Annotated in this window: 24 protein-coding genes; 15 read left to right on the forward strand and 9 right to left on the reverse strand. The window is 72.3% G+C overall.

All coding sequences use genetic code 11. From position 1 onward, the window contains the following. Positions 1-37: 37 nt before the first annotated feature. Both JXZ78_RS35945 and JXZ78_RS40905 read right to left on the reverse strand, forming a co-directional pair. Positions 38-664, reverse strand: a complete 627-nt coding sequence (locus JXZ78_RS35945) for a DUF5947 family protein (protein ID WP_030018685.1) — start codon at positions 662-664, stop codon at positions 38-40. Positions 665-739: 75 nt separating this feature from the next. Continuing rightward, the gene (locus tag JXZ78_RS40905; RefSeq protein WP_157851490.1) at positions 740-2,896 is read right to left on the reverse strand and encodes a PP2C family protein-serine/threonine phosphatase; all 2,157 of its coding nucleotides are present in this window, start codon (positions 2,894-2,896) and stop codon (positions 740-742) included. Between the two features lie 439 nt (positions 2,897-3,335). On the opposite strand from JXZ78_RS40905, the gene JXZ78_RS35955 reads away from it, so the two are divergent. After that, positions 3,336-4,388: an NAD(P)-dependent alcohol dehydrogenase gene (locus tag JXZ78_RS35955; protein WP_030018683.1), complete on the forward strand. Its 1,053-nt coding sequence runs from the start codon at positions 3,336-3,338 to the stop codon at positions 4,386-4,388. Between the two features lie 31 nt (positions 4,389-4,419). Beyond that, a complete protein-coding gene (locus JXZ78_RS35960; protein WP_030018682.1) occupies positions 4,420-5,229 on the forward strand; it encodes a DeoR/GlpR family DNA-binding transcription regulator in 810 nt (269 codons plus the stop codon). Between the two features lie 13 nt (positions 5,230-5,242). Here JXZ78_RS35960 and JXZ78_RS35965 read toward each other — a convergent pair whose 3' ends face one another. Next, the gene (locus tag JXZ78_RS35965; RefSeq protein ID WP_030018681.1) at positions 5,243-5,581 is read right to left on the reverse strand and encodes a hypothetical protein; all 339 of its coding nucleotides are present in this window, start codon (positions 5,579-5,581) and stop codon (positions 5,243-5,245) included. Between the two features lie 218 nt (positions 5,582-5,799). On the opposite strand from JXZ78_RS35965, the gene JXZ78_RS40910 reads away from it, so the two are divergent. Together JXZ78_RS40910 and JXZ78_RS35975 are read left to right on the forward strand one after the other, a co-directional pair. Continuing rightward, complete coding sequence (locus JXZ78_RS40910) at positions 5,800-5,940, forward strand: lasso RiPP family leader peptide-containing protein (RefSeq protein WP_157851489.1); 141 nt, start codon at positions 5,800-5,802, stop codon at positions 5,938-5,940. Positions 5,941-5,946: 6 nt separating this feature from the next. Continuing rightward, positions 5,947-7,773: an asparagine synthase-related protein gene (locus JXZ78_RS35975; RefSeq protein WP_030018680.1), complete on the forward strand. Its 1,827-nt coding sequence runs from the start codon at positions 5,947-5,949 to the stop codon at positions 7,771-7,773. 39 nt (positions 7,774-7,812) lie between these two features. On the opposite strand, the gene JXZ78_RS35980 is transcribed toward JXZ78_RS35975, so the two are convergent. After that, positions 7,813-8,724, reverse strand: a complete 912-nt coding sequence (locus tag JXZ78_RS35980; RefSeq protein ID WP_030018679.1) for a trypsin-like peptidase domain-containing protein — start codon at positions 8,722-8,724, stop codon at positions 7,813-7,815. Between the two features lie 531 nt (positions 8,725-9,255). On the opposite strand from JXZ78_RS35980, the gene JXZ78_RS35985 reads away from it, so the two are divergent. The 3 genes from JXZ78_RS35985 (at position 9,256) to JXZ78_RS35995 (ending at position 12,007) form a co-directional block, all read left to right on the forward strand. Further along, complete coding sequence (locus JXZ78_RS35985) at positions 9,256-10,449, forward strand: acyltransferase family protein (RefSeq protein WP_030018678.1); 1,194 nt, start codon at positions 9,256-9,258, stop codon at positions 10,447-10,449. 212 nt (positions 10,450-10,661) lie between these two features. Further along, positions 10,662-10,988, forward strand: a complete 327-nt coding sequence (locus JXZ78_RS35990) for a YkvA family protein (protein ID WP_030018677.1) — start codon at positions 10,662-10,664, stop codon at positions 10,986-10,988. Positions 10,989-11,152: 164 nt separating this feature from the next. Further along, positions 11,153-12,007 carry a helix-turn-helix transcriptional regulator gene (locus JXZ78_RS35995; protein WP_030018676.1) on the forward strand — a complete coding sequence of 285 codons (855 nt, stop codon included), beginning with the start codon at positions 11,153-11,155 and terminating at the stop codon, positions 12,005-12,007. Here JXZ78_RS35995 and JXZ78_RS36000 read toward each other — a convergent pair. Then, positions 11,992-12,480 (reverse strand): hypothetical protein, encoded by a 489-nt coding sequence (locus JXZ78_RS36000; protein ID WP_078624040.1) that lies wholly within the window; start codon positions 12,478-12,480, stop codon positions 11,992-11,994. The genes JXZ78_RS35995 and JXZ78_RS36000 overlap by 16 nt on opposite strands. Further along, positions 12,477-13,550, reverse strand: a complete 1,074-nt coding sequence (locus JXZ78_RS36005; RefSeq protein ID WP_030018674.1) for a LacI family DNA-binding transcriptional regulator — start codon at positions 13,548-13,550, stop codon at positions 12,477-12,479. Before JXZ78_RS36005 ends, JXZ78_RS36000 begins: the two co-directional genes overlap by 4 nt. 159 nt (positions 13,551-13,709) lie before the next feature. Between JXZ78_RS36005 and JXZ78_RS36010 the strand changes: the two genes are divergently transcribed. The 8 genes from JXZ78_RS36010 to uriT all read left to right on the forward strand — a co-directional run bounded on the left by JXZ78_RS36010 (position 13,710) and on the right by uriT (position 23,276). Further along, positions 13,710-14,738, forward strand: a complete 1,029-nt coding sequence (locus JXZ78_RS36010; protein ID WP_030018673.1) for an SIS domain-containing protein — start codon at positions 13,710-13,712, stop codon at positions 14,736-14,738. Positions 14,739-14,823: 85 nt separating this feature from the next. Next, positions 14,824-15,657, forward strand: coding sequence for a PfkB family carbohydrate kinase (locus JXZ78_RS36015; protein ID WP_030018672.1), 834 nt, complete (start codon positions 14,824-14,826; stop codon positions 15,655-15,657). 35 nt (positions 15,658-15,692) lie between these two features. Then, positions 15,693-17,033, forward strand: a complete 1,341-nt coding sequence (locus tag JXZ78_RS36020; protein ID WP_030018671.1) for an ABC transporter substrate-binding protein — start codon at positions 15,693-15,695, stop codon at positions 17,031-17,033. 115 nt (positions 17,034-17,148) lie between these two features. Further along, entirely contained in the window at positions 17,149-18,030 is an 882-nt protein-coding gene (locus JXZ78_RS36025; protein WP_030018670.1) for a carbohydrate ABC transporter permease, read from the forward strand. Next, positions 18,027-18,926 carry a carbohydrate ABC transporter permease gene (locus tag JXZ78_RS36030; protein ID WP_078624038.1) on the forward strand — a complete coding sequence of 300 codons (900 nt, stop codon included), beginning with the start codon at positions 18,027-18,029 and terminating at the stop codon, positions 18,924-18,926. The genes JXZ78_RS36025 and JXZ78_RS36030 overlap by 4 nt, the downstream gene beginning before the upstream one ends. Positions 18,927-18,998: 72 nt before the next feature. After that, the gene (locus JXZ78_RS36035; protein ID WP_030018668.1) at positions 18,999-20,612 is read left to right on the forward strand and encodes an ATP-dependent DNA ligase; all 1,614 of its coding nucleotides are present in this window, start codon (positions 18,999-19,001) and stop codon (positions 20,610-20,612) included. A gap of 280 nt (positions 20,613-20,892) precedes the next feature. Next, positions 20,893-21,840: a uridine-preferring nucleoside hydrolase UriH gene (gene uriH, locus JXZ78_RS36040; protein ID WP_030018667.1), complete on the forward strand. Its 948-nt coding sequence runs from the start codon at positions 20,893-20,895 to the stop codon at positions 21,838-21,840. Beyond that, positions 21,837-23,276 carry a uridine transporter UriT gene (gene uriT / locus JXZ78_RS36045; protein ID WP_030018666.1) on the forward strand — a complete coding sequence of 480 codons (1,440 nt, stop codon included), beginning with the start codon at positions 21,837-21,839 and terminating at the stop codon, positions 23,274-23,276. The genes uriH and uriT overlap by 4 nt, the downstream gene beginning before the upstream one ends. On the opposite strand, the gene JXZ78_RS36050 is transcribed toward uriT, so the two are convergent. The 3 genes from JXZ78_RS36050 to JXZ78_RS36060 all read right to left on the reverse strand — a co-directional run bounded on the left by JXZ78_RS36050 (position 23,177) and on the right by JXZ78_RS36060 (position 25,633). Beyond that, positions 23,177-23,827: a hypothetical protein gene (locus tag JXZ78_RS36050; protein WP_030018665.1), complete on the reverse strand. Its 651-nt coding sequence runs from the start codon at positions 23,825-23,827 to the stop codon at positions 23,177-23,179. The two genes, uriT and JXZ78_RS36050, sit on opposite strands and share 100 nt — an antisense overlap. 87 nt (positions 23,828-23,914) lie before the next feature. Beyond that, on the reverse strand, positions 23,915-24,631 hold the full coding sequence (locus JXZ78_RS36055) for an alpha/beta hydrolase (RefSeq protein WP_033037211.1): 717 nt from the start codon (positions 24,629-24,631) through the stop codon (positions 23,915-23,917). A gap of 153 nt (positions 24,632-24,784) precedes the next feature. Further along, positions 24,785-25,633: a nucleotidyltransferase domain-containing protein gene (locus tag JXZ78_RS36060; protein ID WP_050502182.1), complete on the reverse strand. Its 849-nt coding sequence runs from the start codon at positions 25,631-25,633 to the stop codon at positions 24,785-24,787. Positions 25,634-25,759: the final 126 nt, after the last annotated feature.

Consider the following 25,759-nt stretch of genomic DNA (forward strand, 5'->3'; position numbering starts at 1 on the left):
CGCACGACCGTCGCGCCACGTTCCGCCCCCCGTGGGGTCAGCCCTGCCCCTCGCAACCAGCCGAACGGGACCGCAGAGCCGCGAAGAACGCGTCCAGTTCGCCCCGCACCCGATCTCCGCCGTCGAAGCCCTGCCAGTACGGCCGCATCCGTCCCACCAGGTCGTAACACGTGTCGATGGGCACCAGATGGCACTCGACCCGCTCACCGTGGCGGCGCAGCAACAAGGCCTCCACGTCGTCGGCCAGGTCGGACACGCCCGGGCTGACGGCCATCACCCGCTCCCAGGCGGCGTCCGGCAGCAGCGACTCGGTGGCGCCGCCGGGGCTCGGGTAGAACACCACGTAGCGGCCGAGGCGGGAGTTGCGGAAGCTGAAGACCACACCGACCGGCAGTTGCAGCGCTTCCCACTGCACCGGGCCGAGCACGAAGTCCCGTACGTGCCGGTAGCGGTCGGGTACGCCGAGGTAGCGCCCGGCGGGCACCCCGCTGTGTGTGTGCAGCATCCGGCACGCCGGGCAGACACACAGCAGACCGCGGTCGTCCAGATCGACCACATGCCCGCGCGGGCCGGTGCCGAGGGCCGCTGAACACAGTGCGCAGCGTGCGCCGGACGGGCTGCCGGCAGGTTCGCGGAAGCGGCGCAGGCCGTGGCCGGTGGTCATGCCCGCGCCCGGCGGCCGACGGGTACGGGACGCCGCGCCCAGGCTGGGAACCGGCGTGTGCTGGCGGGCATTCGTTCAACTCCCCACGTGGAGGACGATGACGCAGGTGTCGTCCTCCGGATTGATGTGCAGGACGGACAGCAGGGTCTCCAGGTGCTCCTCGGGGGTGCCGGCGGCTCCTCGGCGGGCGGTGGCCAGCAGCAGGTCCTCGCGGTCGCCGGCCCGGTCGGCGCGGCGCTCGACCAGGCCGTCCGTGTAGAGGATCAGGCGGTCGCCGGGGGCCAGCGCGAGTGTCTTGCAGACGTACCCGGGGTCGAGGCTGGCGCCGAGGGTGGTCCCGTCGCGGTTGACGAGTTCGGTGGCGCGTCCGTCGCGTACGAGCACGGGCGGCGGGTGACCGGCGCGGGCCCAGGACAGCGTGCGCCGTACCGGATCGAAGTGGCCGACGGCGGCGGTCGCCGTCAGCGACTCGTCGTGGCCGTGGAAGGCGACGAGGTTGAGGCATTCGAGGACGTGCGCCGCGTCGGCACCGGTGTACGCGATCCCGAGCAGCGCGTTGCGCAACTGGGCCATGCCGGCGGCGGCCTGGAGCCCGTGCCCGAGCACGTCGCCGATGGCGATCAGCACCCGGCCGTCGGGCAGCGGCGTGGCCTCGAACCAGTCACCGCCCACACGGGCGCAGTTCTCGGCGGGCAGGTAGCGGATGGCCGCCCGCAGGCCCGGCAGGGCGGTGTGGGCCCGCGGCAGCAGGGCCAGTTGCAGCTCCTCCGCCATCCGCAGCTGCCGCCGTTCGGCTTCCCGCCGGGAGGCGTCCAGCGCCGCCTCCACCCGCCGGACGCGGGAGACGTCCTGGACGACTCCGCGCAGCGCCACCGGGTTGCCGAGACTGTCGCGTACCAGCTCGACGTTGACACTCACGTGGCGCAGCTTGCCGGAAGCCCGCGTACGGACCTCGAACCACACCGGACCGTGGTCGCGGGAGAGTGACTGCACGGCCCGGACGACGGCGGGCAGATCGTCCTCCACGACGTACCCGGAGAGCGCGCCGAGCGACAACGGGCCGCTGTCCGGGGCGAGACCGAAGATGTCGTACATCCGCCGCGACCAGGTGGCCTCGCCGGTGGCCAGGTTCCACTCCGCCCAGCCGAGGTCGGCCAGCCGTTCGGCATCGTCGACGCGGGCCGTCAGCCGCGCCTGCTCGTCGTGGAACTGCCAGCTCACCAGCAGCCCGCCGCCCACCCGCCGGGCGCGCACGCTCACCACGGCCGGACGCAGGACACCCCGCAGCGGCTCCTCGTACGGGAACGGGCCCCGGTCCAGCGGCACTCCGGTCTCCAGGACCGTCACACAGGCGTCGAAGATCCCCGAGAGGAGCATGCCGGGGAAGACGTCGAGCAGGCGGCTGCCGCTGATCTGCTCGGGCGTACGGCCCAGAAGCCCGGTGGCGTGCGCGTTGCAGCGGTCGACGGTGAACTCGACCACCCGGCCGAGCGGGCCGCGTACCGGGAAGAGCAGCGCCGCCGGTACGGGGATGGCGTCGAGGACCGCGCCCAGCCAGGCCGCCCGCACGTCGTCGTCCGGCAGCCCCAGGGCGGCCAGCCCGCGCAGCCGCTGCCCGGCGCAGTCGGTCAGCTCCTCCAGCCGCCTCCGGGCCGCGGGGGCCCGGGGCGCGGAGCCCGGCCGGACGACGCTGACCATGCAGACCGCGGCGGTGCGGGGCGCGCGCGGCGCGTCGCACCTGGCCGAGATCCAGGTCAGCGTCTGGCCGCCGTCCTCGTCGTCGAGCCACACCTGGTGGTCCGCGCCGGCCGTGCGGGCCGGCGGGAGGATGCGGTCCAGGGGCACCTGCGACCAGTCGCAGTCCGCCTGGGCGGCCGGGCCGGCGGCTCCGCTCATGCGGAGCATGCCTTCCGTGTCGAGGACGGCCAGCAGTACCGCCGTGGCGCCCCAGAGTTCGGCCCGTTCGTACAACCGCTGTGCCAGCTCGGCCGGGCCGGGGGCAGTGGCGAGTTCCCTGGCGCCGTCGGGCGGGCCGGGGGTGGGGGCCGGGCCGGTGCCGGGGCCGCGCGTGGCCCCTCCCCGCGCCCCCGCGTCGCGCACCGCCTCCCCGGCCGTCGCTCCCGGAGCCCCCAGCAGCCCGCTCGCGCAGGCCCGTGCCTGCGCCGCGTCGCATCCGAGATGTCTGACGAGGAGCTCCGTGACGCGCGCGGCACTCGGCGCAGCCCCGGGCACCGGCCCGCTCCCCCGTGGGGGACCTCCCTTGCCCGGCCGGGAACCGGCAACGCCGCTGTCACACCGGACCATGGCACCTCGTCGCCTTTTCGAAGGCACCCGCGCCCGCCCCACGGTTGCTGCGGACGGCGCACGCAAGGCGCGCGCCCGCGACCGGCCGGGGAAGCCTGCCTCATGACGGCTGATATCTAACAGTTCCCGTCCGATCACCGTGCGAAGTGACCGGTAATGACCCATGCCTTTGCCGTACTGCCCTCAAGAGGAAGGGGACGAGCGGCCGCTGACCGCTATCGATCGGTACGCCGAGGGCAGGCGGCCAGGCCACCCTCTCCAGCAACTTCACGCAATATGTGTTAACAATGCAGGGAACTTCTGCTGAGAACGCCGTCCGCCGTCATCCGCGCGATGCCGCCCGCCGACTCCCGAGGGACACCCGCCCATGCCCGCTCCGCTGCCCGCCCACGTGCCCGCGACCATGCGCGCCGCCGTACTGCACGCGCCGAAGGACCTGCGGATCGAGGAGCGGCCCGTGCCGGTCCCCGGGCCGGGGCAGGTGCTGGTCCGCGTCGAAGCCGTCGGCATCTGCGGCTCCGACGTGCACTACTACGAGCACGGACGGATCGGCGGCTTCGTCGTCCGCGCCCCGATGGTGCTCGGTCACGAACCGGGCGGCACCGTCGTCGCCCTCGGCCCCGGTGCCACCCTGCGCCGGCCGGGACAGCTGGTCTCGCTCGAACCCGGCATTCCGTGCGGTACGTGCACACAGTGCCGCCACGGCCGCTACAACCTGTGCCCCGAGGTGTCCTTCTACGCGACACCGCCGGTCGACGGCGCCCTGTGCGAGTACGTCGTCATCGACGAGCGCTTCGCCCACCCCGTGCCGGACCCGCTGACCGCCGAGACCGCGGCCCTGCTGGAGCCGCTGTCCGTCGGCGTGTGGGCGGCGCGCAAGGGGCGGGTCGGCACCGGCTCGCGGGTGCTGGTCACCGGCGCCGGGCCGATCGGCCTGGTCGCCGTCCAGACCGCCCGCGCCTTCGGCGCCACCGAGGTCGTCGTCACCGACATCGCACCCGAACGCCTCGAACTGGCGCGGGAGTTGGGTGCCACCGGCACCGTCGACGTACGGACCGCCCGGCTCGCCGACACCGGGTACGTCCCCGACGTGCTCCTGGAGTGCTCCGGTGTCCCGGCCGTCGCCGACGAGGGCATCCGGACCGTCGGCCGGGCCGGCCGCGCGGTGCTGGTGGGGATGGGCGGGGACACCGTGCCGCTGCCGCTCGCCCATGTGCAAAACTTCGAGATCGAGGTCACCGGCACCTTCCGGTACGCCAACACCTGGCCCGCCGCCATCGCCCTGGCCGCCTCGGGCGACGTACGGCTGGACCGGCTGGTCTCCCACCGGTACGGCCTGGAGCAGGCGGAACAGGCGCTCACCGCGGCCGCCCGTGACCGTACGACGATCAAGCCCGTGGTGTGTCCGCTGCCCAGCTGACCGCCGTGGGCGCGGAGGGAAGGAACGCCGGATGTCCGCCAAGGCACGGCTGTCGCAGGCCGCCGTCGAGCAGCGGCGGCAGGCCGTCCTGCGGTACGTCGCCGACCGCGGCGCCCTGCGCATCGACGCGCTCGCCGACCGCTTCGGCGTCAGCCTGATGACGATGCACCGCGACCTGGACGACCTCGCCGGGCGCCATCTGCTCCGTAAGGAGCGGGGGCGGGCGGTCGCCTTTCCCGCGCTGACCATGGAGACCGCCACCCGCTTCCGGGAGTCCGCCGGCCTGGCGGTCAAGACGGCGCTGTGCGCGGCGGTGGCCGAACACATCACGCCCGGCAGCACCCTGCTCATGGACGACTCCACCACCCTTTACCCGCTGGCCGGAATGCTGGCCCGGCAGGGCCGGGCCGCGCGGCTCACCGTGATCACCAACTCCATCGGCCTGGCGCAGCGCCTGGGCGCGGCACCCGGCGTGGACGTCACTCTGCTGGGTGGCCGGTACCAGAGCGAGTTCAACTCCTGTACCGGACCGGAGGTCACCCGTGGCCTCGCCCGGCTCCACGCCGACCTGGCGCTGATGTCCGCCACCGCCGTCCTCGACGGGCGCCTCTTCCATCCGTTGCGGGAGTATGCCGAGGTCAAGGAGGCCATGCTGGCGGCCGCCGGCCGGGCCGCGCTGGTGGTGGACAGTTCCAAGACGGGCAAGCGGGCCACGTACGCATACGGCACCGCCGCCCGCTACGGAACGGTCGTCACCGACACCGCGACCCCCGCGGCGGAACTCGCGGCCCTGCGGGCCACCGGCGCCGCCGTCGAGGTCGTGGATCCCGGCGCGGGGTGAGATCGGGGCCCGGTCAGACGCCGTCCGGAGGGAGGGCGGCGACCGTGTCGAGCAGGCGGTCGACGTCGGCCAGGGCCTCCCGGCCGGTGTCGGAGTCGCGCTGAGCGGGGTCGTCGAGGAAGTCGGCGGTACAGGCCAGCAGCTGGTACATGGCGCCGATGGGCTTCAGGCCCCAGGAGGCGCTCAGCAGGATGTGGGTGATGACGGGGGCGGTGAGCCGCCCGCCGTTGTCGTCACGGGCGAGCACCAGGGCCAGGGCCAGGTTGCGGTCGGCGTCGTCCGGCTGCCACGGCCCGCCGAGGTCGCGGGCGAGGGTGGTGGCCTGGGACCGGATGTCGGATGCCGCGTTCATGGTCCGACGGTGCCACACCGCGCCCCGCTTCCGGCGGGGGCGCCACCGGACCCGGCGCGCGCGTTTCGCGTGCGTCCCCGGCTGCGTCACTCCGCCGGGTGAAGACGGCCGCCGTCCGGCGTACGGCGGTGCGGCGTTGGGCAGTCCCTGGGCGCGCAGGGCGCGGCGGTCCCGAAGCGGTCGGGAAGCCGGGGCCACCGCGCGAAGAGGGGAGCGCTGTGGAAGCGGACATCGTGTACGAGCCGCCCGTGGTGGAGGAGCTCGGCTCCTTCGCCGAGCTGACGCTCGGGTCGAGCACCGGCACGTTCTTCGAGGGCGGCTATGCGCCCTGGTACTGGCAGATCCCGCCGACGGGCTGACCGGACTTGACCGGCGACGTGTGGTTCACGGTCCTCCCCGACGGCGAGAACGGGCTGGCCGCGGCGAGCGTGCTGCGGTCCGGCGCGACCGAGGTGGTCTCCCACCACTCCGGCCGCCCGTGGCTGGTGGGCAGCTGGCCCGCCGGTCAGCTGGTGACCGCCGCGGTGGGGGCGGCGCGGATGGTGGTGATCGGGCGCTGCCCGGTCACCACCGACGCGCTCACGGACCGGCTGCGCCGGGTCCGGGACATGACCGGCGCCGAGGGCGCGCTCACCGGCCTCGCGGGAAGCTTCCACGCGGTGCTCTCCGCGGGCGGCCGGGTCCGGGTGCGCGGCAGCGCCTCAGCCGTACGCCGGGTCTTCCACGCCCGGGTCGGCGGTGTGACGGTGGCGGCGAACCGCGCCGACATCCTGGCGTCGGCACGCGGCGCGCCCGTGGACGAACGGCAGTTGGCGCTCCGCCTGCTGGCGTCACCTCCTCCGTATCCGCTCGCCGACGGCGGCTGTCTGTGGCGCGGAGTCCACGCCGTACCCGACGGCCACAGCCTGCTGCTGGAAGCCGACGGCCGGGCCACGGCCCGGCGCTGGTGGACCCCGCCGGGCCCCGAACTCCCGCTCGCCCAGGGGGCGGACGCGGTACGGCGGGCACTGGCCGCCGCGGTGGACTCCTGCACCGCCGAACGCAAGACCGTCAGCGCGGACCTCTCCGGCGGGATGGACTCCACGAGCCTGTGCTTCCTCGCCGCCCGCGGCCCGGCCCGCCTGGTCACCTTCCGCTGGGAGAGCGTCGACCCGGCGAACGACGACGCCGCCTGGGCCGCCCGGGCGACCGCCCGGCTCCCCGGCGCCGAGCACGTACTCCCCGGCCGCGCCGGCGCACCCCTGTGGTTCAGCGGCATGGACAGCCTGGACGGGGCCGGGGACGAGCCCGGTGTCTGGGTCCGGGACAGCGCCAAACTCACCACACTCGCCGGGCTGATGACCGCGCGCGGGTCGGCGCTGCATCTGTCGGGCGGCGGCGGGGACGAACTGTTCGCCGCTCTTCCGCCGTATCTGCACGACGCCCTGCGCAGCGACCCGCGGACCGTACCGGGCCGCATACGCAGACAGCGGGCGGTCCACCGCCAGCCCCTGTTGCCGCTGCTGCGCGGCCTGGCGGACCGCAGCACCTTCAGCCGGTGGCTGACCGCCTGGGCGGACCACCTCGTCCCGGACCCGGCGAAGCCGCCTCCCGCGCGCTTCACGTCCGGCACGGCCTGGGGGACGTTCGCGGCCATGCCGCCCTGGGCCACCCCGGCAGCGGTCAGCGCGGCGCGGTCCGTCCTGCGCGAAGCGGCCGCCGACGCCCCCGAGGCGCTCGCGGCGCAGCGGGGCCAGCATGCCGCGCTGGCCGGTGTGCAGATGTGCGGCCGCGCGTTCCGGCAGGTCGACCAGGCCGCGACCGGGCTGGGACTGCCGCACGCCGCGCCCTTCCTGGACGACAGCGTGATCGAGGCCGCGCTGTCCGTACGGGTCACCGACCGCGGCGCCCCCGACCGCTACAAGCCGGTCCTCGCCACCGCCATGCGGGGCGTCGTCCCCGACGACCTGCTGGCGCGGACCACGAAGGGCGAGTACACCGCCGACTTCTACTTCGCCCTGCGCCGTAACCGTGCCGCCCTCGCCGAGCTGTTCAACGAGTCGCGGCTGGCCCGCGCCGGGCTCCTGGACACGGCGGCCCTCGCCGCCGGGCTGGCCCGGCCGCATCTGCCGCCCGCCGTGATGCGCGCCCTGGACAACACCCTGGCCTGCGAGGTCTGGCTGCGTCACGCGATCAGGCCACCCGGCGGGTGACCGCACCGGCGGGCACGCGAGGCGCCCGCCGGCCCGGGGTCACGGCTTGGGCAGGACGCAGCCCGGCCGCCCGAGGTCGAGCTTGTTGCCGGTGCCGAAGCACTTGGGTATCTCGTACGTCTCCTGGGCGTAGCCGATGCCCCGGCGGACGCTCACCTGGCCGTTGGCGTCCACCTCGCACGGGTTGTTCAGCGTGCAGCGCTGACCGCTCTCGTTGAGCGTGTTGTTGACGGCCGCCACCTTGCCGGAGGCGACGTCGACCACCGGCGACCCCGAGGTGCCGCCGATGACCTTGCAGGCGGCGGTGTAGCGGACCGAGTCCTTCCAGGTCCAGCCACCCTCCTTCAGCCGGTAGGCGAAACCGTCCACGTTGCAGTTGTAGGTCTTCTTCCAGTAACCGGAGACGACGCTGATGGCGGCACCCTGCACGGGGTGCGTGGTGGCCATGTCCAGCGCCTTGATGCCGAAGCGCTGCTTGATCTGCGCGTAGGTGGAGGAGAGTTCGTAGACCGAGACGTCGGTGTCGGTCATCGTGCCGTACGCGATCTTGGTGGCCCGTACCGTGCCGAGGTTGCCGGCCGAGGCGCTGAGCACCGTGAAACTGCGGCTGGAGGGGCGGTCGACGACGACCTCGCCCGCGCCGGGCATCCCGGTCTCCAGGCAGTGGCCGTTGGACATGACCAGGGCCGGGTCGTCGTCGGCCGAGGTGGGCATCCGGACGATCGACCCCGAGCAGTTGCTCAGAGCCACCGTGCCGGCGAAGGACACCGCCCGGGGAGCCGCCGCATCGGCTCCGGTGAGCGTGGCGTCCGCCGTGCGCTGGAGCGAGGGCGCCGCCGTGTGCCCGGCGGCGTCCTGGGGTGTGGCAGCACCGGCGGTTCCGGCGGTGCCCACGAGCGCGGCGGTACCCAGGACGGCCGTGGCCAGGGCACCGACGAGAGGGCTTCTCATGTGGGGGTCCTCTCACAATCTGTGGCCGAAGTTCCTTCGGCTTTGACGTGCGCATTGTTGGAGCAACAGAGGCCGCTGGCAACAACTTCGCCGTAACCGGTGGGAAGTTGTTCGAATCTGCGAGGGGCGGGAGGGGAGGCTGGGACCTTGGGGGAGAGCGGGGGCGAGGGCCGGGGACGCACGCCGAGCGCGCGTTCCGTCCGCGCGCCCTCGCCGCGGCACCCACCGGTCCGCTCCCGGCCGCGCCGCCCCGGGGCCGGGCCGCCGGTCCCGACACCCTCCGCATCCGAACGGTTGGCTGCCGCCGTGCTTTCTCATGCATTTCTCACAAAGACAGGCGGTATCGCCCGGGGATAGCTCGGTGATACCCCGTTGACCTGCACCGCGGTCCAAGTTCAGGAAGTTCGCGGACGTTGTGGACATGAGGCAGGTGAGGTGTCGTACGCTAAACTCCGCGATCCGTTCGCGCATTTTCCGCTGTTTACCGTGAAACTCGGACAGGTTGCCGCCGCACCGTCGTTAAGGACCCGGATGCTTTACGCTGCGCCCCATCACCCTCCCGGCCCGCAGGGAGAGGTGCGGCGGCCCAGACTGCGTGTCCTCGACGGGCTGCGCCTGCTGGCCGCCCTGATGGTCCTGGCGTATCACTACATCACCCTCCGCGACGGCTGGGGCGATGATCCGCAGGCATTCTCCCCGCTCGTCTACCACCTGTCGGAGTACGGGTGGCTGGGTGTCGAAGTCTTCTTTCTGATCAGCGGGTTCGTCATCTGTATGAGCGCGTGGGGGCGGTCCCTGGGTGATTTCGTGACATCCCGCGTCTCCCGCCTCTATCCGGCCTATTGGGTCGCCGTGCTGCTGACGGCGGCGGTCCTGACGGTGTGGCCGAACGTCCGCAGCGCCGACAACTGGGAGACGGTGCTCACGAACCTCACCATGCTCCAGCAGGGGCTCGGCGTGCCCGACGTGGACGACGCGTACTGGACGCTGTTCATCGAGCTGAAGTTCTATCTGCTGTTCGCGGTCGTGGTCTTCCGCGGGGTCACGTACCGCCGTTGTGTGCTCTTCTGCGGCCTGTGGACCGTGGCCGGGGTGGTGGCGCTGAAGTCCAACAGCGATCTGCTCTCGGTGTGGGCGATCGCGCCGTACTCCCCGTACTTCATCGCGGGCATCGCCTTCTATCTCATGCACCGGTTCCGGCCCACCGTCCTGCTGTGGGCGATCGTGGCGGTCTCCTTCCTGCTGGCCCAGCACTATCTGCACGGCCGGCTGGTGATGAACCTCGGTGCGAAGGCGGAACTGGCACAGGGCTGGCCGGTACGGCTGGCGGTCCTGGCGGCGTTCGCGCTGATGGCCGCCATCGCGCTCGGCTGGTTCGACAACCTCCAGTGGCGCTGGCTGTCCACGGCCGGATCGCTCACGTATCCGCTCTATCTCCTGCACATGTACGTGGGTTTCACCCTTATCGACCTGCTGCGCGACCGTGTTCCCGCGCTGGCCCTGCTGCCGGGGATCGTCATCCTCATGCTGGCCCTTTCCTGGCTGGTGCACCGCTTCGTGGAACGGCCGCTGGGCCGCAAACTCCGGACGTCCATGCAGAAAAGCGTGGAGGAAATGCGCTTCCACTCGCGAGGGAAAGCGACCGGTGCATCCGCCGCACCGGCGGAGAAAAGCAGGAAAATCGTGCGCGAGGAACGGAAACCGGACGCGGAATTGCTGCACTGACCGCCTGGGGTGATCGCGCCGGCCCGCGCGGAACTCCCGCCCCGCCCGTCCCGTACGTCCTCCCCTGCACCTTTTCGCGCACACCGTTTCGCTACGTCGCTTCGTACGCATCGTTTCCTTTCGCCGCTCGTTGAAGCGGATGCCGGCGGCGCCGGACGAAGAATGCCGGTGCCGACGGGCATTGCCCACGCGACGGAGGGAAGACGTCAGGGATGAGCGGTGAGATGTGGGCGATCGTGGTGATTCTGGCGGTCCTGCTCGCGGCGATGGTCGGCGCGGCGATCGTGCTCCTGGTCAAGGTGGTCCGCGCGCGCCACGCGCTGCGCGACGCGGGCGTACCGCTGGAGAACAAACTCGCGTACTGGGGAGCGCTGCTCTACGTGATCTCCCCGGTCGACCTGCTGCCGGACCCGGTCCTGCTCGACGACATCGGCGTGCTCCTGCTGGCCCTCCGGTCGTTGCAGGCGGCGGCCGACGCCTCGGGCGTGGGCAAACGGAAGCGGTCCGCGACGGCGTCGGAGGTGGAGGCGGAGGCCTGAGACGTGGTGGTGCGGACCAGAGGCGTGGCGCTGTGCGGCCCGGACAGTGGCCACCGGCCAGGGAAGAGGCCATCGGCCAGGCCACCGGCCACCGGCCAGGACGTCCGCTGCCTGGGTGCGGCACACCCGGGCAGCACACCGGGCCCCCGCCTAACCTTGCCCTCATGGACGACAACCACCTGGGAGATTTCCTGCGCGCACGCCGCGCCGGCCTGCGGCCGGAGGACGTCGGTATGGCGAGTTACGGGCCCCGCAGAGTCGCCGGGCTGCGCCGCGAAGAGGTCGCCGTCCTGTCCGGAATGAACGCCGACTACTACACCCGCCTGGAACAAGGACGCGAGCGCAATCCCTCACCGCAGGTGCTGGACGCCCTCAGCCGCGCACTGCGCCTCGAAGCCGACGCGCGGACCCACCTGTACGGGCTGGCCGGGGCCGCCCCGGCGGGCCGGCCTTCTCCGTATCCCTCCCCGCAGGTCACCCCCGCCCTGCGCCAGTTGATGGACGGATACCCGAACACCCCGGCCTTCGTCCTCGGCCCGACCCTGGACCTCCTCGCCGTCAACGCCCTGGCCGAGGCCCTTTTCGCCCCGTTCCGGCCGGCGGACAACCTGGCCCGTATGGTCTTCGCCGACCCCGCGGGCCGGAGCTTCTACGCGGACTGGAACCGGGCGGCCGAGGCCACCGTCGCCAACCTGCGCCAGGCGACCGGCCACGACCCGGACCACCCGCGGCTGCGCGAGCTCGTCCGCACCCTCACCGGACACAGCCCGGACTTCGCCCGCCTCTGGGCGGCCCACGCCGTACGCGGCAAGACCCGGGACGCCAAGCACCTCCTGCACCCGGACGTCGGCCCCCTCGCCCTCACCTACCAGGCTTTCGACGTGCGCGACGCCCCCGGCCAGCAACTCGTCATCTACCACGCCGAGCCGGGCAGCCCGAGCGCCCAGGCCCTCAACCTGCTCGGCACCCTGCACGCCACCCGCCACCAGGACGAGTCGCGCGGTCACACCTGCTCCTGATGGACCGCGCCCCCGGTGGGTGCGCGGTCGCGGACGGCCTCCCACACCGCCCGGCCCCGCACCTCGGCGGCCCATCGGTCGACATTGTCGCCGGAGTCGTGGAAGAACCACGTATCGAAGTGTTCAAGAGCGCGCAGTTCGGGAACGGGGTCGTACCGAAGTTCGCAGTGCACGTGCACGTAGTGATCGTGCTCGCCGTCATCGTCCGCGACCTCGAACTGCCGGGTCAGGTCCAGGGTGAACGCGGGCGGGCCGTCGGTGGCGTACGTCCCGTACTGGAACAGCAGGCCGTCGGCGTCGGGGGCTTGCGGGACGGCGAAGCGCTGCCGGGCGAAGCGTGTGTACGCGAGCCATGCTTGCGCCGCGGTCGTGGCGGCGAGCGGCGCCGTCCGGCCTGCGACGGCTTGCAGCTCCGCCCGCAGCAGGTGGACCGCCTCGGCCAGGGGCCGGGTGCCGGACATGTCGTGCTTCATGGTCTCTTCCTCGCCGGTGCGACCGACTCCCGCTCGATGAACTCCGTCGGCAGTGTGGTGTGTTCGGGAGGGTGCGCGCCGCCCTGGACGCGGGCGATCAGGGCGTGGACGGCCTGGGCGCCCAGTTCCTGGACGGGCTGGGCGACGACGCTGATGCGGGGGCGTACGGCCCGGGCCCAGTCGGTGTCGTCGAAGGTGATCACGGACAGGTCCTCGGGGACGCGCAGGTTCAGTTCGCGTGCGGCGGACAGCACGCCCAGGGCGACCAGGCTGTCCGTGGCGAAGACGGCGGTGGGCGGTTCGGGGGAGTCCAGCAGGTCGCGGGCGAGGAGGGCCGGGTCCTGGCCGTGGAAGGCGCCGGTGCGCAGGTAGGCCGCGGCGTCGTCGATGCCTGCTTCCCGGAGGGCGGCGCGGTAGCCCGCCATGCGCGCGAGGCCGGTGGAGCCGGGATCCACCGGGTCGTCGGTGGCGTCGTTGCCGACCAGGCTGACCAGGGCGATGCGCCGGTGTCCCACGGCGAGCAGGCGGCGTACCGCGTCCTGCGCCGCGCCGTGGTTGTCGACGGTGACGGAGTCCAGGTCGAGGTGGGGCACGCGCCGGTCGAGGAGGACGACGGGGCAGCCGCCGGTGTGCGCGGCCGTGAGGTGGGCGGTGTCCGTGGTGGAGGCGGGGGAGACGATCAGGCCGTCGACGTGCCGGTCGCGCAGGGTCTTCACGGCGGCCCGTTCGGCCGCCGGGTCCTCGTCGGTGTTGGCCAGCAGGATCTGGTAGCCGGCGGCGCGGGCGGCGTCGGTGATGCCGCGGGTGACGCCCGCGAAGAACGGGTTCTGGATGTCGGCGACGACCGCGCCCAGGGTGTGCGTACGGCCGGTGATCATGGACCGGGCGAGCTGGTTGGGGCGGTAGCCGAGTTTCCGCGCGGCGGCCCGTACGCGTTCGCGGGCCTCGGGGCTGACGGAGCCGTAGTCGGCGAGGGCCCGGGAGGCGGTGGACCGGGAGACGCCCGCCTCGCGGGCGACGTCGGGGATCGTGGCGGGCCGGTGCGGGCCGCTGCGTCGGTTCGTCGTCATGGCCTCGCCAGGCTATCGGCTGTGCACGGGTATTGACGCCCCGCGAAGAGCGGTGGGAAGGTTCCCAGCATTCCCCGTGGGAACGTTCCCAAATTCTGTGTCACGGGGCGTTTCCGGCCCGATGTGGGAACGTTCCCAACCTGCTCGGAGAGGATCCGCGTGACCACCGCAACCCTGCCCCTCAAGCCCATCACCGAGGACTTCAAGGAGGCCGTGGCCTTCGCCCTGAGCCAGCACGGGACGGCCCGCGCCTTCGTGGACGAGGTCGTCGCAGCCGGTCTGCGCAATGTCTTCCTGGTCGGCTGTGGAGGCTCGCTCACCGCCTCTTACCCGGTGCACTTCCTCCTGGAGACCCGCGCCGGATTCCCCGTCTTCCACATGAACAGCGACGAGTTCAACCTGCGCAAGCCCGCGCTGCTCGGCGAGGGCTCCCTCGTCCTGGTCTCCTCGCACACCGGCACCACCAAGGAGACCGTCGCCGCCGCCCACTACGCCCGCTCCACCGGGGCCAGGGTCGCCGCGCTCACCCGCGACGCCGACAGCCCCCTGGCGCTGGCCGCCGACATCGCCTTCACGTACCGCAGCGAGGACACCGTCGTCGCCCCCAAGGGCGTCCTCTTCGGCCAGCTCGCTTACGCGCTGTTGGAGAGGACGGGCGTGGAAGGCGACTACGCGGCCGTCCGCACGGCGTACGAAGCGCTGCCCGACGCCCTCTACACCGCCCAGGAGGAGGGCGAGGCGCTCGCCCACTCCATCGCCACCGCGCTCGCCGACGAACCGGTGACGTACGTGCTCTCGGCCGGCCCCAACTACGGGGCGGGCTACGGCTTCACCATGTGCTACCTGATGGAGATGCAGTGGAAGCACGGCGGCAGCTACCACGCCGGTGAGTTCTTCCACGGCGCCTTCGAGGTCGTCACCGAGGACCAGCCGGTGATCCTCTTCCTCGGCGAGGACGCCACCCGCCCGATGGCCGAACGCACCAAGACGTTCCTCGACAAGTACACCCGCAAGGCCCACTACGTCGACTCCCGGCTCTTCTCGCTGCCCGGCGTGCCGGAGGCGGTACGCGGTGACATCACGCCCATCGCGCTGGACGTCTTCGGCACCCGGCTGGCCCGGCACTACGAGTCCGTACGCGGCCACGACCTCGACAAGCGCCGCTACATGTTTCAGGTCGAGTACTGAGCCCACGCCGCTGCGGCCGCCCGGTCCGGTGCGCTTCGGCGCGCCGGACCGGCCCCCACCGGAGCCAACTGGAGGAAAGAGCGGTATGCGCATCTGTGGACTCGGCGACAACGTCGTCGATCGCTACCCCTGCCGCGGGCTGATGTACCCGGGCGGCAATGCCCTCAATGTCGCGGTGCACGCGGCCCGTTGCGGTGCCGAGGCCGCGTATCTCGGCGTCACCGGCAGCGACGCGGCCGGCCGGCACGTACGGGCGGCGCTGGCGGCCGAAGGCGTAGCGACGGAACGGTCCCGTATCGCCGAAGGGCCCAACGCCTACGCCACCGTCCACCTCGACCGCGACGGCAACCGCACCTTCGGCGACTGCGACGAGACGGTCTCCCTCTTCACCCCGGACGACGCCGACCTGCGCTGGCTGCGCGGCTTCGACCTGGTGCACACCGGAGACTGCAGCGGGATGGAGGAGCAACTGCCACGGCTGGCCGCCGCCTGCCCGGTGAGCTTCGACTTCTCGGACCGGCCCTGGAGTTACGCCGGACCACTGCTGCCCTACGTGCGCAGCGCCGTCCTCTCCCGCGCGGACGCGGACGACGCGGAGGCCGCCGGGCTGACGGCCCGCGCCCACCGTCTCGGCGTGAAGCTGGCCGTGGTGACGCGCGGCGCCCGGGGCGCGTACCTGTCGTACGAGGGCACCACGCACCGCCAGCCGGTGGTGCCCGTCCGCGCCACCGACACCCTCGGCGCCGGCGACTCCTTCATCGCCGCCCTGCATCTCGCCCTCCACCGGGGCCGCCCGCTCGCCGACGCGGCCGGGTACGCCGCCACGTACGCGGCGGCCGTGTGCACGCTGCCCGGCGCCTTCGGCCGGCCCCTCGCCCTCGACGGCGCGGACCCCCGCGACCCGTCCCGATGTCCCTGACCGCCTCGCCCGAACTCCCCGCCAGGAGAGAGCCGATGCGCCGCACCCCCGCCACCGTCGCCGGCTGCCTGCTCGTCACCCTGCTGACCCTGCTGGTCAGCGGGTGCGGGCAGGCCCCCGTCCGCGTCACCCCGAACGCGTTCGCCCTCGACGGGCCGCCGCGCGGGCACCTCACCGTCCTGGAGAAGTGGGCCGATCCGGAGTACGCCCCGTACTTCAAGGAGGCGGTCCGCGCGTACGAGCGCCGGAACCCGGGCGTCAGCATCGACCTCCAGGCCGTCGGCGACCAGCCGTACAAGGACCGCATCGCGGTGCTGGCCGCGTCCCGGGAGATGCCCGACATCTATTTCGCCTGGCCCGGGCGGTACGCGCGGAAGTTCGCCGACGGCAAGCTCGCCGCGGACCTGTCGGAACCCCTCGAAGGCACCGCGTGGGGCCGGTCGTTCGAGGCGGACGCACTGGACGCGTTCACCTTCGACGGGCGCCGGTACGGGGTGCCGCTGAACATGGACGCCAAGGTCTTCGCGTACAGCAGGGAGATCTTCGCGCAGGCCGGGGTCGCACGGGAGCCGCGCACCTTCCCCGAGCTGCTGACGGCCTGCGACCGGATCTCCGCGACGGGCCGCACCCCGCTCGCCTTCGGCAACCAGTACGGCTGGCCCGCCGGGCACCTGCTCACCCAGTTCAACGCGATGGAGGTACCGGCCGCCGTCCTGGCCAGGGACTACGACGGCGACGGGGGCCCGGAGGCCTTCAGCCACCCCGGCTACGAGCGCGCTTTCGACGACCTCGCCCGGCTCAAGAAGCACTGCATGGGGCCGTCCGGTACGAGCATGAGCCACGAATCCGCGCAGACCCGGCTGCTGTACGGCAAGGCGGCCATGCAGTACCTGGAGACCCTGGAGTTCTCCTACCTGAGCACCAAGGGCGGCGCCCCGGAGAAGTTCGCGGCGGGCTGGGACTTCTTCACCATGCCCGCCGTACCGGGCGCCGCGGGCTCGGCCGGCGCCGTCGCCGGGGGAGCGGACGGGCTGCTCGTCGCCAACTCCTCCCCGAACAAGGCGCTCGCCGTCGATTTCCTGAAGTTCCTCACCGGCCCGGAGCAGGCCCGCAAGGTGGTGCGCGACCTGGGCTGGCTCAGCGCGGTCAAGGGCACGGCGGGCGCGGCGCGCCTGAAGGGGCTGCCCGAGGCGCAGCGCACGCTCGCCGGGAAGGACATGGCGCTCTGGCTCGACACCCGCGCCGACGACAAGATCGTCAACCCGTACCTCTCGGCGGCCGAAGCCGTCCTCGGGGGCCGCAGCAGTGCCGCACAGGCGCTGCGCCAGGTACGCGAGGGCGCGCGGCAGGCCCACCGGTTCCGCGTCCGCGACTGAATCGCGTACGCCCGTGTCCCCGTACCCCTGTGCCCCCGTACGTGCCCCGCGGCCCGTACGCCCGACTTCCCGCTTCCTGCCCGACTTCCCGCTTCCCGAAGGAGGTGCCGCCGTCATGCAGCGACGCCGATTCCGCCACGCCCTGTACGCCGCCCCCGCCCTCGCCCTGATCGCCCTGTTCGTCTACTACCCGATCGTCGAGAACATCCGGCTCAGCCTCTTCAAGTTCAGCGTCTTCCAGCCCGGCATGCGCTACGTCGGCCTGGAGAACTACCGGCAGGCCCTCCAGGACCCTGTCTTCTGGAAAGCCCTCGCCAACAACCTCGGATACGCCGTCACCTCGGTGATTTTCCAGGTGGGAGCGGCGCTGGTGCTGGCCGCGATCCTGGAAGGACTCATCGGGCGGCGGCTGCGCGGGCTGCTGCGCACCGTCTACTTCGTCCCCGCCGCCGTCTCCATGACGGTCGCGGGCCTGCTCTTCCAGTTCCTGTACCAGCCCGACGCGGGCCTCATCAACAGCGCGCTGGAATCCCTGGGGCTCGGCCGGTTCGCGCACGACTGGCTGGGCGACCCGGGCACCTCCATCTGGGGCGTCGTCACCATGAGCCAGTGGCAGTCCTTCGGCTACACCACGATGCTGCTGACCGTCGCCGTCCAGCGGATTCCGCGGGAGCTGTACGAGGCGGCGACGGTGGACGGCGCGGGCCGTGTCCGCACCTTCTTCGCCGTCACCGTCCCGATGGTCCGCGAGATGACGACCCTGCTCGTCATCCTCACCGTCTCCGGCGCGTTTCTCGTGTTCAACGAGGTGATGGTGATGACCGGCGGCGGCCCCTCCAACTCCAGCCAGACGCTCGGCACATGGCTGTACTCCAGCGCCTTCACCGGGGACGACATGGGGTACGCCGCGGCCATCGGCACCGTCATGTTCGCCATCACCTTCGTGGCGGGTGCCGTCCAGCTCCTCCACTCGCGCCGGAAGGCGGTAGCGGTATGACACTGGCCCTGCACGAGCCCGCACCGGCGAAGGCCCCGCCGGCTGTGCCCGGCGAGCGCCGCGGCAGGCCCGCCCGTTCCGGCTCGGTGGTGCTGCGGGTCCTCACGTACTGCGGACTCGCCGCCCTCGCCGTCGCGGTGGTCTACCCGCTGTGCTGGATGGCCCTGTCCGGCCTCAAGACGAACGGGGAGATCTTCTCCGACCCGTGGGGGCTGCCCGCGCACCCCGGCTGGGGGACGTACGCCGACGCGTGGCACCAGGGGGTGCTGGGCTATCTGCTCAACAGCGCGCTCGTCACCGCCGCCAGCGTCCTCGCCGTCGTCCTGATCAGCGCCTGGGCCGCGTACGGGCTGACCCGGCTCGCCCTCCCGTTCTCACAGCCGGCGCTGCTGCTCGTCCTCGGCGCCATGATGCTTTCGCCGACCGTGGCGCTGGTCCCGCTGACGCAGCTCCTCCAGGCGCTGCACATCTACGACACGTACTGGGCGCTGATTGTTCTCTACACCGCGTTCAAGGTGCCCTTCACCACCTTCCTGATCCGCGCGTACCTGCTGGGGCAGCCGGTGGAGGTGGAGGAGGCGGCGCTGATCGACGGGGCGAGCCGCTGGCAGACCTTCTGGCGGGTGGTCGTCCCGATGGCGCGGCCGATCCTCGTCTCCGCGGCGCTCCTCCAGGCGCTCTTCTCCTGGAACGAATACGCCTTCGCGCTCGTCTTCATCACCGACGAGCACCTCAAGACGCTGCCCGTGGGGCTCGCCGACATGGCCGGGCGCCTCAACTCCGACTGGCCGATGCTCTTCGCGGGCCTGACCATCGCCGCGCTGCCGATGATCGTGATCTTCCTGGTCGCCCAGCGGCACTTCGTGCGCGGGCTGTCCGAGGGGATCGGCAAGTGAGCGGGGGAGGTGCGGCGGGCCGTCGGCGCCGGTGATCGTGCGGGTGCGGCGGGACCGTTGCAGGATGGCTGCATGCTGCTGGCCCGTCTCGCCCATGTGTCCGGGGAGGTCGCCGCCACCTCGGCGCGGTCCCAGAAGATCAAACTGCTGGCCGAACTGTTCCGCCGGGCCGAGCCCGACGACGCGCCGGTGGCCATCGCCTACCTGGCCGGGCGGTTGCCGCAGGGCCGTATCGGGGTCGGCTGGAGCGTCCTGCGGGACCCGGTGCCGGCCGCGGGGACCGCCACGCTGACCGTGCTCGGCACCGACGCGGCCCTGACCGCGCTGGCCGCCGTCGCCGGGCCCGGCTCCCAGGCCGAGCGGCGCCGCCTCGTACAGGAGCTGCTGGCTGCGGCGACCGAGGAGGAGCAACGTTTCCTCATCGGGCTGCTGACCGGCGAGGTACGGCAGGGCGCGCTGGAGGCCGTCGCCGCCGAGGCGATCGCCGCGGCGGCCGAGGTGCCCGTCGCGGACGTACGGCGGGCCGTGATGCTGGCCGGGTCCCTGGAGGAGGTGGCCCGCGGCCTGCTCGCCGAGGGCGCCTCGGCGCTGACCGCGTTCCGGCTGACCGTGGGGCGCCCCATCGGGCCCATGCTGGCGCACGGCGCGAAATCCCTGGCCGAGGCGGTCGACAAGGCCGGACGGTGCGCCGTCGAGGAGAAGCTGGACGGCATCCGGGTGCAGGTGCACCGCGACGGTACGGACGTACGGATCTACACCCGCACCCTCGACGACGTCACCGACCGGCTGCCCGAGATCACCGAGGCCGCCCTCGCTCTGGAGGCGCCGTGCTTCGTCCTGGACGGTGAGGTGATCGCGCTCGGCGACGACGGGCGCCCGCTGCCCTTCCAGCGGATCGCGGGTCGGTTCGGCTCACGGGTGGACGTGGCCGCCGCACGGGCCGCGCTGCCGCTGTCCCCGGTCTTCTTCGACGTCCTCGCCGTGGACGGCCACGACCTGCTGGACCTGCCCGGCGACCGGCGGCACGCGGAACTGGTCCGGCTCGTCCCGGAGGAGCGGCGGGTGCGCCGGACGGTGGTCGACGACCCGGCCGACACCGCGGCGCGTCAGGAGGCCGAGGACTTCTGGGCCGAGACGCTGCGCCGCGGGCACGAAGGGGTCATGGTCAAGGCGCTGGACGCGCCGTACAGCGCCGGCCGCCGGGGCGCCGCCTGGCTGAAGGTCAAGCCGGTGCACACACTCGACCTGGTGGTGCTGGCCGCCGAGTGGGGGCACGGCCGCCGTACCGGCAAGCTCTCCAACCTCCACCTCGGCGCGCGCGGCCCGGACGGCACGTTCGTCATGCTCGGCAAGACCTTCAAGGGGCTCACCGACGCCACCCTGGCCTGGCAGACGGAACGGCTGCGGGAGCTGGCGGTGGAGGAGAGCGGGTACGTCGTGACCGTACGCCCCGAGCTGGTCGTCGAGATCGCGTACGACGGCTTGCAGACCTCGACCCGCTACCCGGCGGGCGTGACGCTGCGCTTCGCCCGGGTGCTCCGCTACCGCGACGACAAGACGGCCGCCGAGGCGGACACGGTGGAGACGGTGCTCGCCGCACACGACCGGGCGGGGCCGGAGGCATCCGCCGGATCGGGGCAGGGCGAGGCACCGGGCGCCCCGGAGGAGCCCGGCGCCGCGGGCTGAGTTGCGCGCGTACCCGGATGTCCGCCGTGCCCGCCCGCTCTGGCACTATGACAGGACAGGGCCTCGACTGCTGGTCAGGGCCCCGTGTGAAGGCAGCGCCTTCATGAAATCGATTTCCCGATCCGTGTCGAAGGGGAGGTGTCCGGTGGCACCAGCCGCGGTCGGCCTCGCCCGCCCGGTCGGCGCACCGTCGTCCGCCCGTGCTCTCCGGTAACAGCCCTTCTGCTGTGCACCCCAAGATCCACTTCAACACCTTCAGCTGAGCAAAGGGGCTCTTCCGTTGGCCAGAAAGATCATTCTCGACTGCGACCCCGGGCACGACGACGCCATCGCCATGCTCCTGGCGTACGGCAATCCCGACATCGACCTGGTCGCCGTGACCACCGTGGTCGGCAACCAGACCCTGGAGAAGGTCACCCGCAACGCGCTGTCCGTGGCGCGCATCGCCGGTATCACCGGTGTGCCCTTCGCGGCCGGCAGCCCGCGGCCCCTCGTCCGGACCATCGAGAACGCGCCCGAGATCCACGGCGACACCGGACTGGACGGCCCGGACCTGCCCGAGCCGAATTTCGAGCTCGACCGCCGGCACGCCGTGGACCTCATCATTGACACGGTCATGTCGCACGAACCGGGCGAAATCACCATCGTCCCGACCGCCGGTCTGACCAACATCGCGCTCGCCGTGCGCAAGGAGCCCCGGATCGCCGAGCGCGTCCGCGAGGTCGTCCTGATGGGCGGCGGCTTCCACGAGGGCAACTGGAGCGCGGTCGCCGAGTTCAACATCGTCATCGACCCGCACGCCGCGCACATCGTCTTCAACGAGCGCTGGCCGGTCACCATGGTCGGCCTCGACCTGACCCACCAGGCCCTGGCGACCCCCGAGGTCACCAAGAAGATCGCCGACGTCGGCACCAAGCCCGCCCAGTTCGTCCTGGAACTGCTGGACTTCTTCCGCGACGCCTACCGGGAGAACCAGGGCTTCGAGTTCCCGCCGGTGCACGACCCGTGCGCGGTCGCCTACGTCATCGACCCGGACGTGATGACCGTACGCAAGGCCCCGGTGGACATCGAGCTGACCGGCGGCCTGACCATGGGCATGACCGTCACCGACTTCCGCTGGCCGATCCCCGAGGACTGCCGCACCCAGGTCGCCGTCAAGCTCGACCACGAGCGGTTCTGGAACCTCGTGGTGGACGCCCTGGAGCGCATCGGCGACGTCGAGGCATGAGCGCGCCGCACACCGCCCGGCCCGCCGAAGCGACGGGCCCGGGGCGTTCCGTACGGATCGGCGTGCTGGTCACGGCGCTGCTGACGGCCTGTGTCGCCTTCCAGCTCAACGCCAGCATGCTCAGCCCCGCGCTGAAGAGCATCGAGGACAGCCTTGGCGCCACCTCGGCCGAGATCGGGCTCACCCAGACCGCGTTCTTCACCTCCGCGGCGCTGTTCTCGCTGTTCCTGCCGCGGCTCGGCGACATCGTCGGCCGCCGCAAGGTGCTCGCCGGGATGATGGCCCTGATGGTCGTCGGCTGCATCGTGGCCGCGCTGGCGCAGAGCGTGCCGATGCTGTTCGTCGGCCGCGTCATCCAGGGTGTGTCCGGGCCGACCGTCCCGCTGTGTCTGATCATGCTGCGGGTCGAGGTCACCGAGCCCAAGCGGTACGGCACGCTGCTCGGCGTGATCACCGCGGTCAACGGCGGCATCGCCGGCATCGACTCGCTCGCCGGCGGCTACCTCGCCGACCGGCACGGCTTCGCCGCGGTCTTCTGGGCCATGGCCGTCGTCGCCGCGATCGCCGCCGCCCTCGTCGCCGTCATGGCGCCGGAGTCGAAGGTACCCGACAGCCACCGGATGGACTGGCCGGGCGTCCTGCTGCTCGTCGTGTCGGTCGGTTCGCTGCTCGTCGCGCTCAACGAGGCGGGCAAGCTGGCCGCCGCGAACTGGCCGCTCATCGCGGTCCTGGTGGTCGTCGCGGCAGCCGCGTTCTGGCTGTTCTGGCGCACCGAGGACCGCTCCCGGCACCCCCTGGTCGCAACGAGGCACCTGCGGCAGCGCTCGACCTGGGCGACGCTGCTGACCACGATGCTGACGATGACGGGCGTCTTCGCCGTCATGAACGGGCTCATCCCCGCCTTCGCGCAGGACGCGCAGGCCGGGCTCGGCATGTCGGCCGAGCAGTCCGCCTGGTGGACGCTCACGCCGTACGCCATCGCGGGCCTGGCCATGGGTCCGATCGCCGGCCGGCTCGCGGCGACGTTCGGGTACGGGCGCATCCTGCGGCTGGGCCTGGTCGGCGCGGCGGTGACCGTCGTCCTGATGATCGTCACGCTCTCCGCCCACTCCAAGGGGCTGCTGCTGGCCGCCTCCATCCTGGTGGGCATCACCTACGCGGGCGTGGCGAACATCGTGCTCAACGGGCTCGGCATCGTGCTGTCGCCCAAGGAGAACCCGGGCTTCCTGCCGGGTCTGAACGCCGGTGCCTTCAACCTCGGCTCCGGCCTCAGCTTCGCGGCCCTGTACGCGGTCAAGACCGCGATGCCGGCCGACGACCCGTCGTCCGCCTCCGGCTACACGGCCGGAATGATCGCGGGGGTCGTCATCATGGCCGTCGCCCTGCTGGCATCCTTCCTGATCCCGAAGCCGGTGGAAGCCGAAGCGCATGAGTGAGCGCCGCTGAGCGGCACCGGACGGCCCGGTCTCTCCTCGCCCGAGAACGCGAGGAGGGGCCGGGCTGTCGTATGCAGCCCGGTGCTTCTACAGAGAGCTGAGGTCCGAGCGCATGGCTGCCGAAGGGCCTCCAGCGCCTCGCTGAGGGCTGCTTGGGTCGTTGACCACCCCGGATCCCTGTTCACGTCAGGCTCGTCGAAGCGATCCCGCAGGCGCAGCAGCCTCCGGAAGGCGTGCACGGCCACGTCATCGAGAGATTCGGGCGCCATGATGCGCATCTGATAGAGAAGCTGAAAGGCGTTGGCGGCCCCGAGGATCTCCCCGGACTGCTCGCGGCGCTCCTCCCAGGTGAGCTCCGTGCTCCGCTGCAGATCGCGAAGCCGGTGCCTCGTGAGCCAGAGCGCCGCGAGGTATTCGCTGTACAGCTGTTGCTTCGCGGCCCGTTCGCGGGACGTGTTCTCCCGGTGCCACCGCGACCGTTCGCCCAGAAGGGTCGTACTGACACCGAGAAGAGCACCGAGCGCGGTGCCCGCGAGAGTCCCCCAGTCCACGGGGCACATCGTAGGGACGCCGTGCCGTCGGGCCCAGAGCGCGCAGGTACCTTCCTGCGTTCTGCCCGAAGGGCCGGACGGCAGGCCCTAGGCCCGCTGCCCCGGGACGATGGCGGCGATCCGCCCGAGCAGGGCGGCCAGTTCGGCGGGCGCCGCCAGGAAGGGGGAGTGGCCGGTGCCGAGCCGTTCGACGCGGGTGGCGTTCGCGGACATCTTCGTCTGCATCGCGGGCTGGAGCGCCTGGTCGCCCTCGCAGATCACGTATGTGGAAGGCACGGTCCGCCAGGCCGCGCGGGTCACCGGCTCCTGGAAGGACCGCCGGCTCTGCTCGACAAGTCGGCCGACGGCCCGCTCGGCCACGTCGTCCGGCACGTCCCCGTACAGCGACGCGCGCGGGTCCTCGAAGATGGACGGCTGGACGCCGTTGAGGTCCACGCCCTTGGACGCGTCGCGGCCGTGCAGGCTGCCGAGTGATTCGCCCTCCGCCGGCATGTAAGCCGTGAGGTAGACGAGGTGGGCGACGTGTGCGTGACCGGTGGCGGCCTCGGTGACGGGGATGCCGCCGTAGGAGTGGCCGACGACGACCACCGGGCCCTCGATCTCGCCCAGCCGCGCGGATATCGCTTCGGCGTCGTCGTACACACCGGCGGCGGGCGTGCCCTGGGGGCCGGAACTGGGCAGGTCGACGGTGTGGGACGCGAAGCCGTCGGCGGCGAGGGCGTCCCGCAAGGCGGACCAGCACGTGGACCGGTGCCAGGCGCCGTGGACGAGGAGGAAGGACGGGCGGGCTGCGGTGGTGGACACAGGGGGTGCAACTCCTGATGGTCGGACGGGCGACGGCCTTTCGAAGGAGCATGCAACACGACGTACGGAGCCCGGCGCCAGCGCATTTCACCTGCGCGGATCCGACACCGCGCGCCCTGGCAGCGCATTCCGACCCCCCCGGGAGCCGTCGCTTCAGCGGACCGGCGCCACGTCCTCGACCACCATCGCGACGAAGTCCGTGGTGGCCCTGCGGCGGGCGAAAGGATTGCGCAGGGGGCGGGAGGGCGCGGCCGGGGGCGTGGTGACGGAGCCGTGCAGGCGGAGAGCCTCATCGATCACGGGGTGCCACTCCGGAGCGAACGTCTCCAGGGCGTAGCGGCCGGCGTCGCCCTTGGAGATGATTTCCCCGGTGGCCGCGGTGTGATGGAGACGGCTGACACCGAGCACTCCCCAGGCCGGCGCCCAACCGCCCAGGGCGGCCAGCCCCGTCAGGGACAGCGTCTTGCGGTGCGTGGTGTGCCAGCGCCGCCAGTAACCGTCGAGATTCCCCAGCGTCCACTCGCGCAAAGAGGCCCGGTCCACCCCGACTTCGAAGCCACCGGGCACCGGGCCGCGTGCCGGTACGGCGTTCTTCGCGAGGACGGCCCAGGTCACCGGGTTGACCTCGAAAGCGTCGTCCGTACGGAACCTCCCCAGCAGCGTGTACGGAACGGCGGGGCACGCGGCGTAGCCCGCGGCGAGGTCCTGCCAGGTGACGTGGACACCGTCGAAGTACGGGCGCGTGTGCTGGGCGCGCGTCTCGGCGTGCGCCTGCCGCAGAGCCGCGACGTCCTCCGCCGTGAGACGCCGCGCGGTGACCGCGACGAAGTCGACGTCGCTGCGCCCCGGCCGGAAGTCGCCCAGAGCGATCGACCCGGTCAGATACAGCCCCTCGACCAGGCCGGGACGCGTCCGGTCCACGCTCGCGAGAAAGGCGCGCACCACGGCTTCCACCGAAGGGTGCGCCCTGCGTCTCCGTGCGCTGCCCGATTCTCCGTGCATGGTCCTGTGTCCTCCCGTCCGCCGGCCGCCGCGGCGGTGGTTCCGGTCGAGTGCCCCGTGTCCCGTGTCACGCGTGTGACGGGCGAACGGTTCCGGTGCGGAATCCGTCCGCCCGCCGGCCGGCCG

Source organism: Streptomyces monomycini (genome assembly GCF_022271435.1).
In the GTDB taxonomy this organism is placed as follows: Bacteria; Actinomycetota; Actinomycetes; order Streptomycetales; family Streptomycetaceae; genus Streptomyces; species Streptomyces monomycini.

Excerpts from the sequence above, each read along its gene's own strand:
- JXZ78_RS35945 (WP_030018685.1), bottom strand. The coding sequence starts at position 664 with ATGACCACCGGCCACGGCCTGCGCCGCTTCCGCGAACCTGCCGGCAGC.
- JXZ78_RS35955 (WP_030018683.1), top strand. The coding sequence starts at position 3,336 with ATGCCCGCTCCGCTGCCCGCCCACGTGCCCGCGACCATGCGCGCCGCC.
- JXZ78_RS35960 (WP_030018682.1), top strand. The coding sequence starts at position 4,420 with ATGTCCGCCAAGGCACGGCTGTCGCAGGCCGCCGTCGAGCAGCGGCGG.
- JXZ78_RS35965 (WP_030018681.1), bottom strand. The coding sequence starts at position 5,581 with ATGAACGCGGCATCCGACATCCGGTCCCAGGCCACCACCCTCGCCCGC.
- JXZ78_RS35980 (WP_030018679.1), bottom strand. The coding sequence starts at position 8,724 with ATGAGAAGCCCTCTCGTCGGTGCCCTGGCCACGGCCGTCCTGGGTACC.
- JXZ78_RS35985 (WP_030018678.1), top strand. The coding sequence starts at position 9,256 with ATGCTTTACGCTGCGCCCCATCACCCTCCCGGCCCGCAGGGAGAGGTG.
- JXZ78_RS35990 (WP_030018677.1), top strand. The coding sequence starts at position 10,662 with ATGAGCGGTGAGATGTGGGCGATCGTGGTGATTCTGGCGGTCCTGCTC.
- JXZ78_RS35995 (WP_030018676.1), top strand. The coding sequence starts at position 11,153 with ATGGACGACAACCACCTGGGAGATTTCCTGCGCGCACGCCGCGCCGGC.
- JXZ78_RS36000 (WP_078624040.1), bottom strand. The coding sequence starts at position 12,480 with ATGAAGCACGACATGTCCGGCACCCGGCCCCTGGCCGAGGCGGTCCAC.
- JXZ78_RS36005 (WP_030018674.1), bottom strand. The coding sequence starts at position 13,550 with ATGACGACGAACCGACGCAGCGGCCCGCACCGGCCCGCCACGATCCCC.
- JXZ78_RS36015 (WP_030018672.1), top strand. The coding sequence starts at position 14,824 with ATGCGCATCTGTGGACTCGGCGACAACGTCGTCGATCGCTACCCCTGC.
- JXZ78_RS36020 (WP_030018671.1), top strand. The coding sequence starts at position 15,693 with ATGCGCCGCACCCCCGCCACCGTCGCCGGCTGCCTGCTCGTCACCCTG.
- JXZ78_RS36025 (WP_030018670.1), top strand. The coding sequence starts at position 17,149 with ATGCAGCGACGCCGATTCCGCCACGCCCTGTACGCCGCCCCCGCCCTC.
- JXZ78_RS36030 (WP_078624038.1), top strand. The coding sequence starts at position 18,027 with ATGACACTGGCCCTGCACGAGCCCGCACCGGCGAAGGCCCCGCCGGCT.
- JXZ78_RS36035 (WP_030018668.1), top strand. The coding sequence starts at position 18,999 with ATGCTGCTGGCCCGTCTCGCCCATGTGTCCGGGGAGGTCGCCGCCACC.
- uriT (WP_030018666.1), top strand. The coding sequence starts at position 21,837 with ATGAGCGCGCCGCACACCGCCCGGCCCGCCGAAGCGACGGGCCCGGGG.
- JXZ78_RS36060 (WP_050502182.1), bottom strand. The coding sequence starts at position 25,633 with ATGCACGGAGAATCGGGCAGCGCACGGAGACGCAGGGCGCACCCTTCG.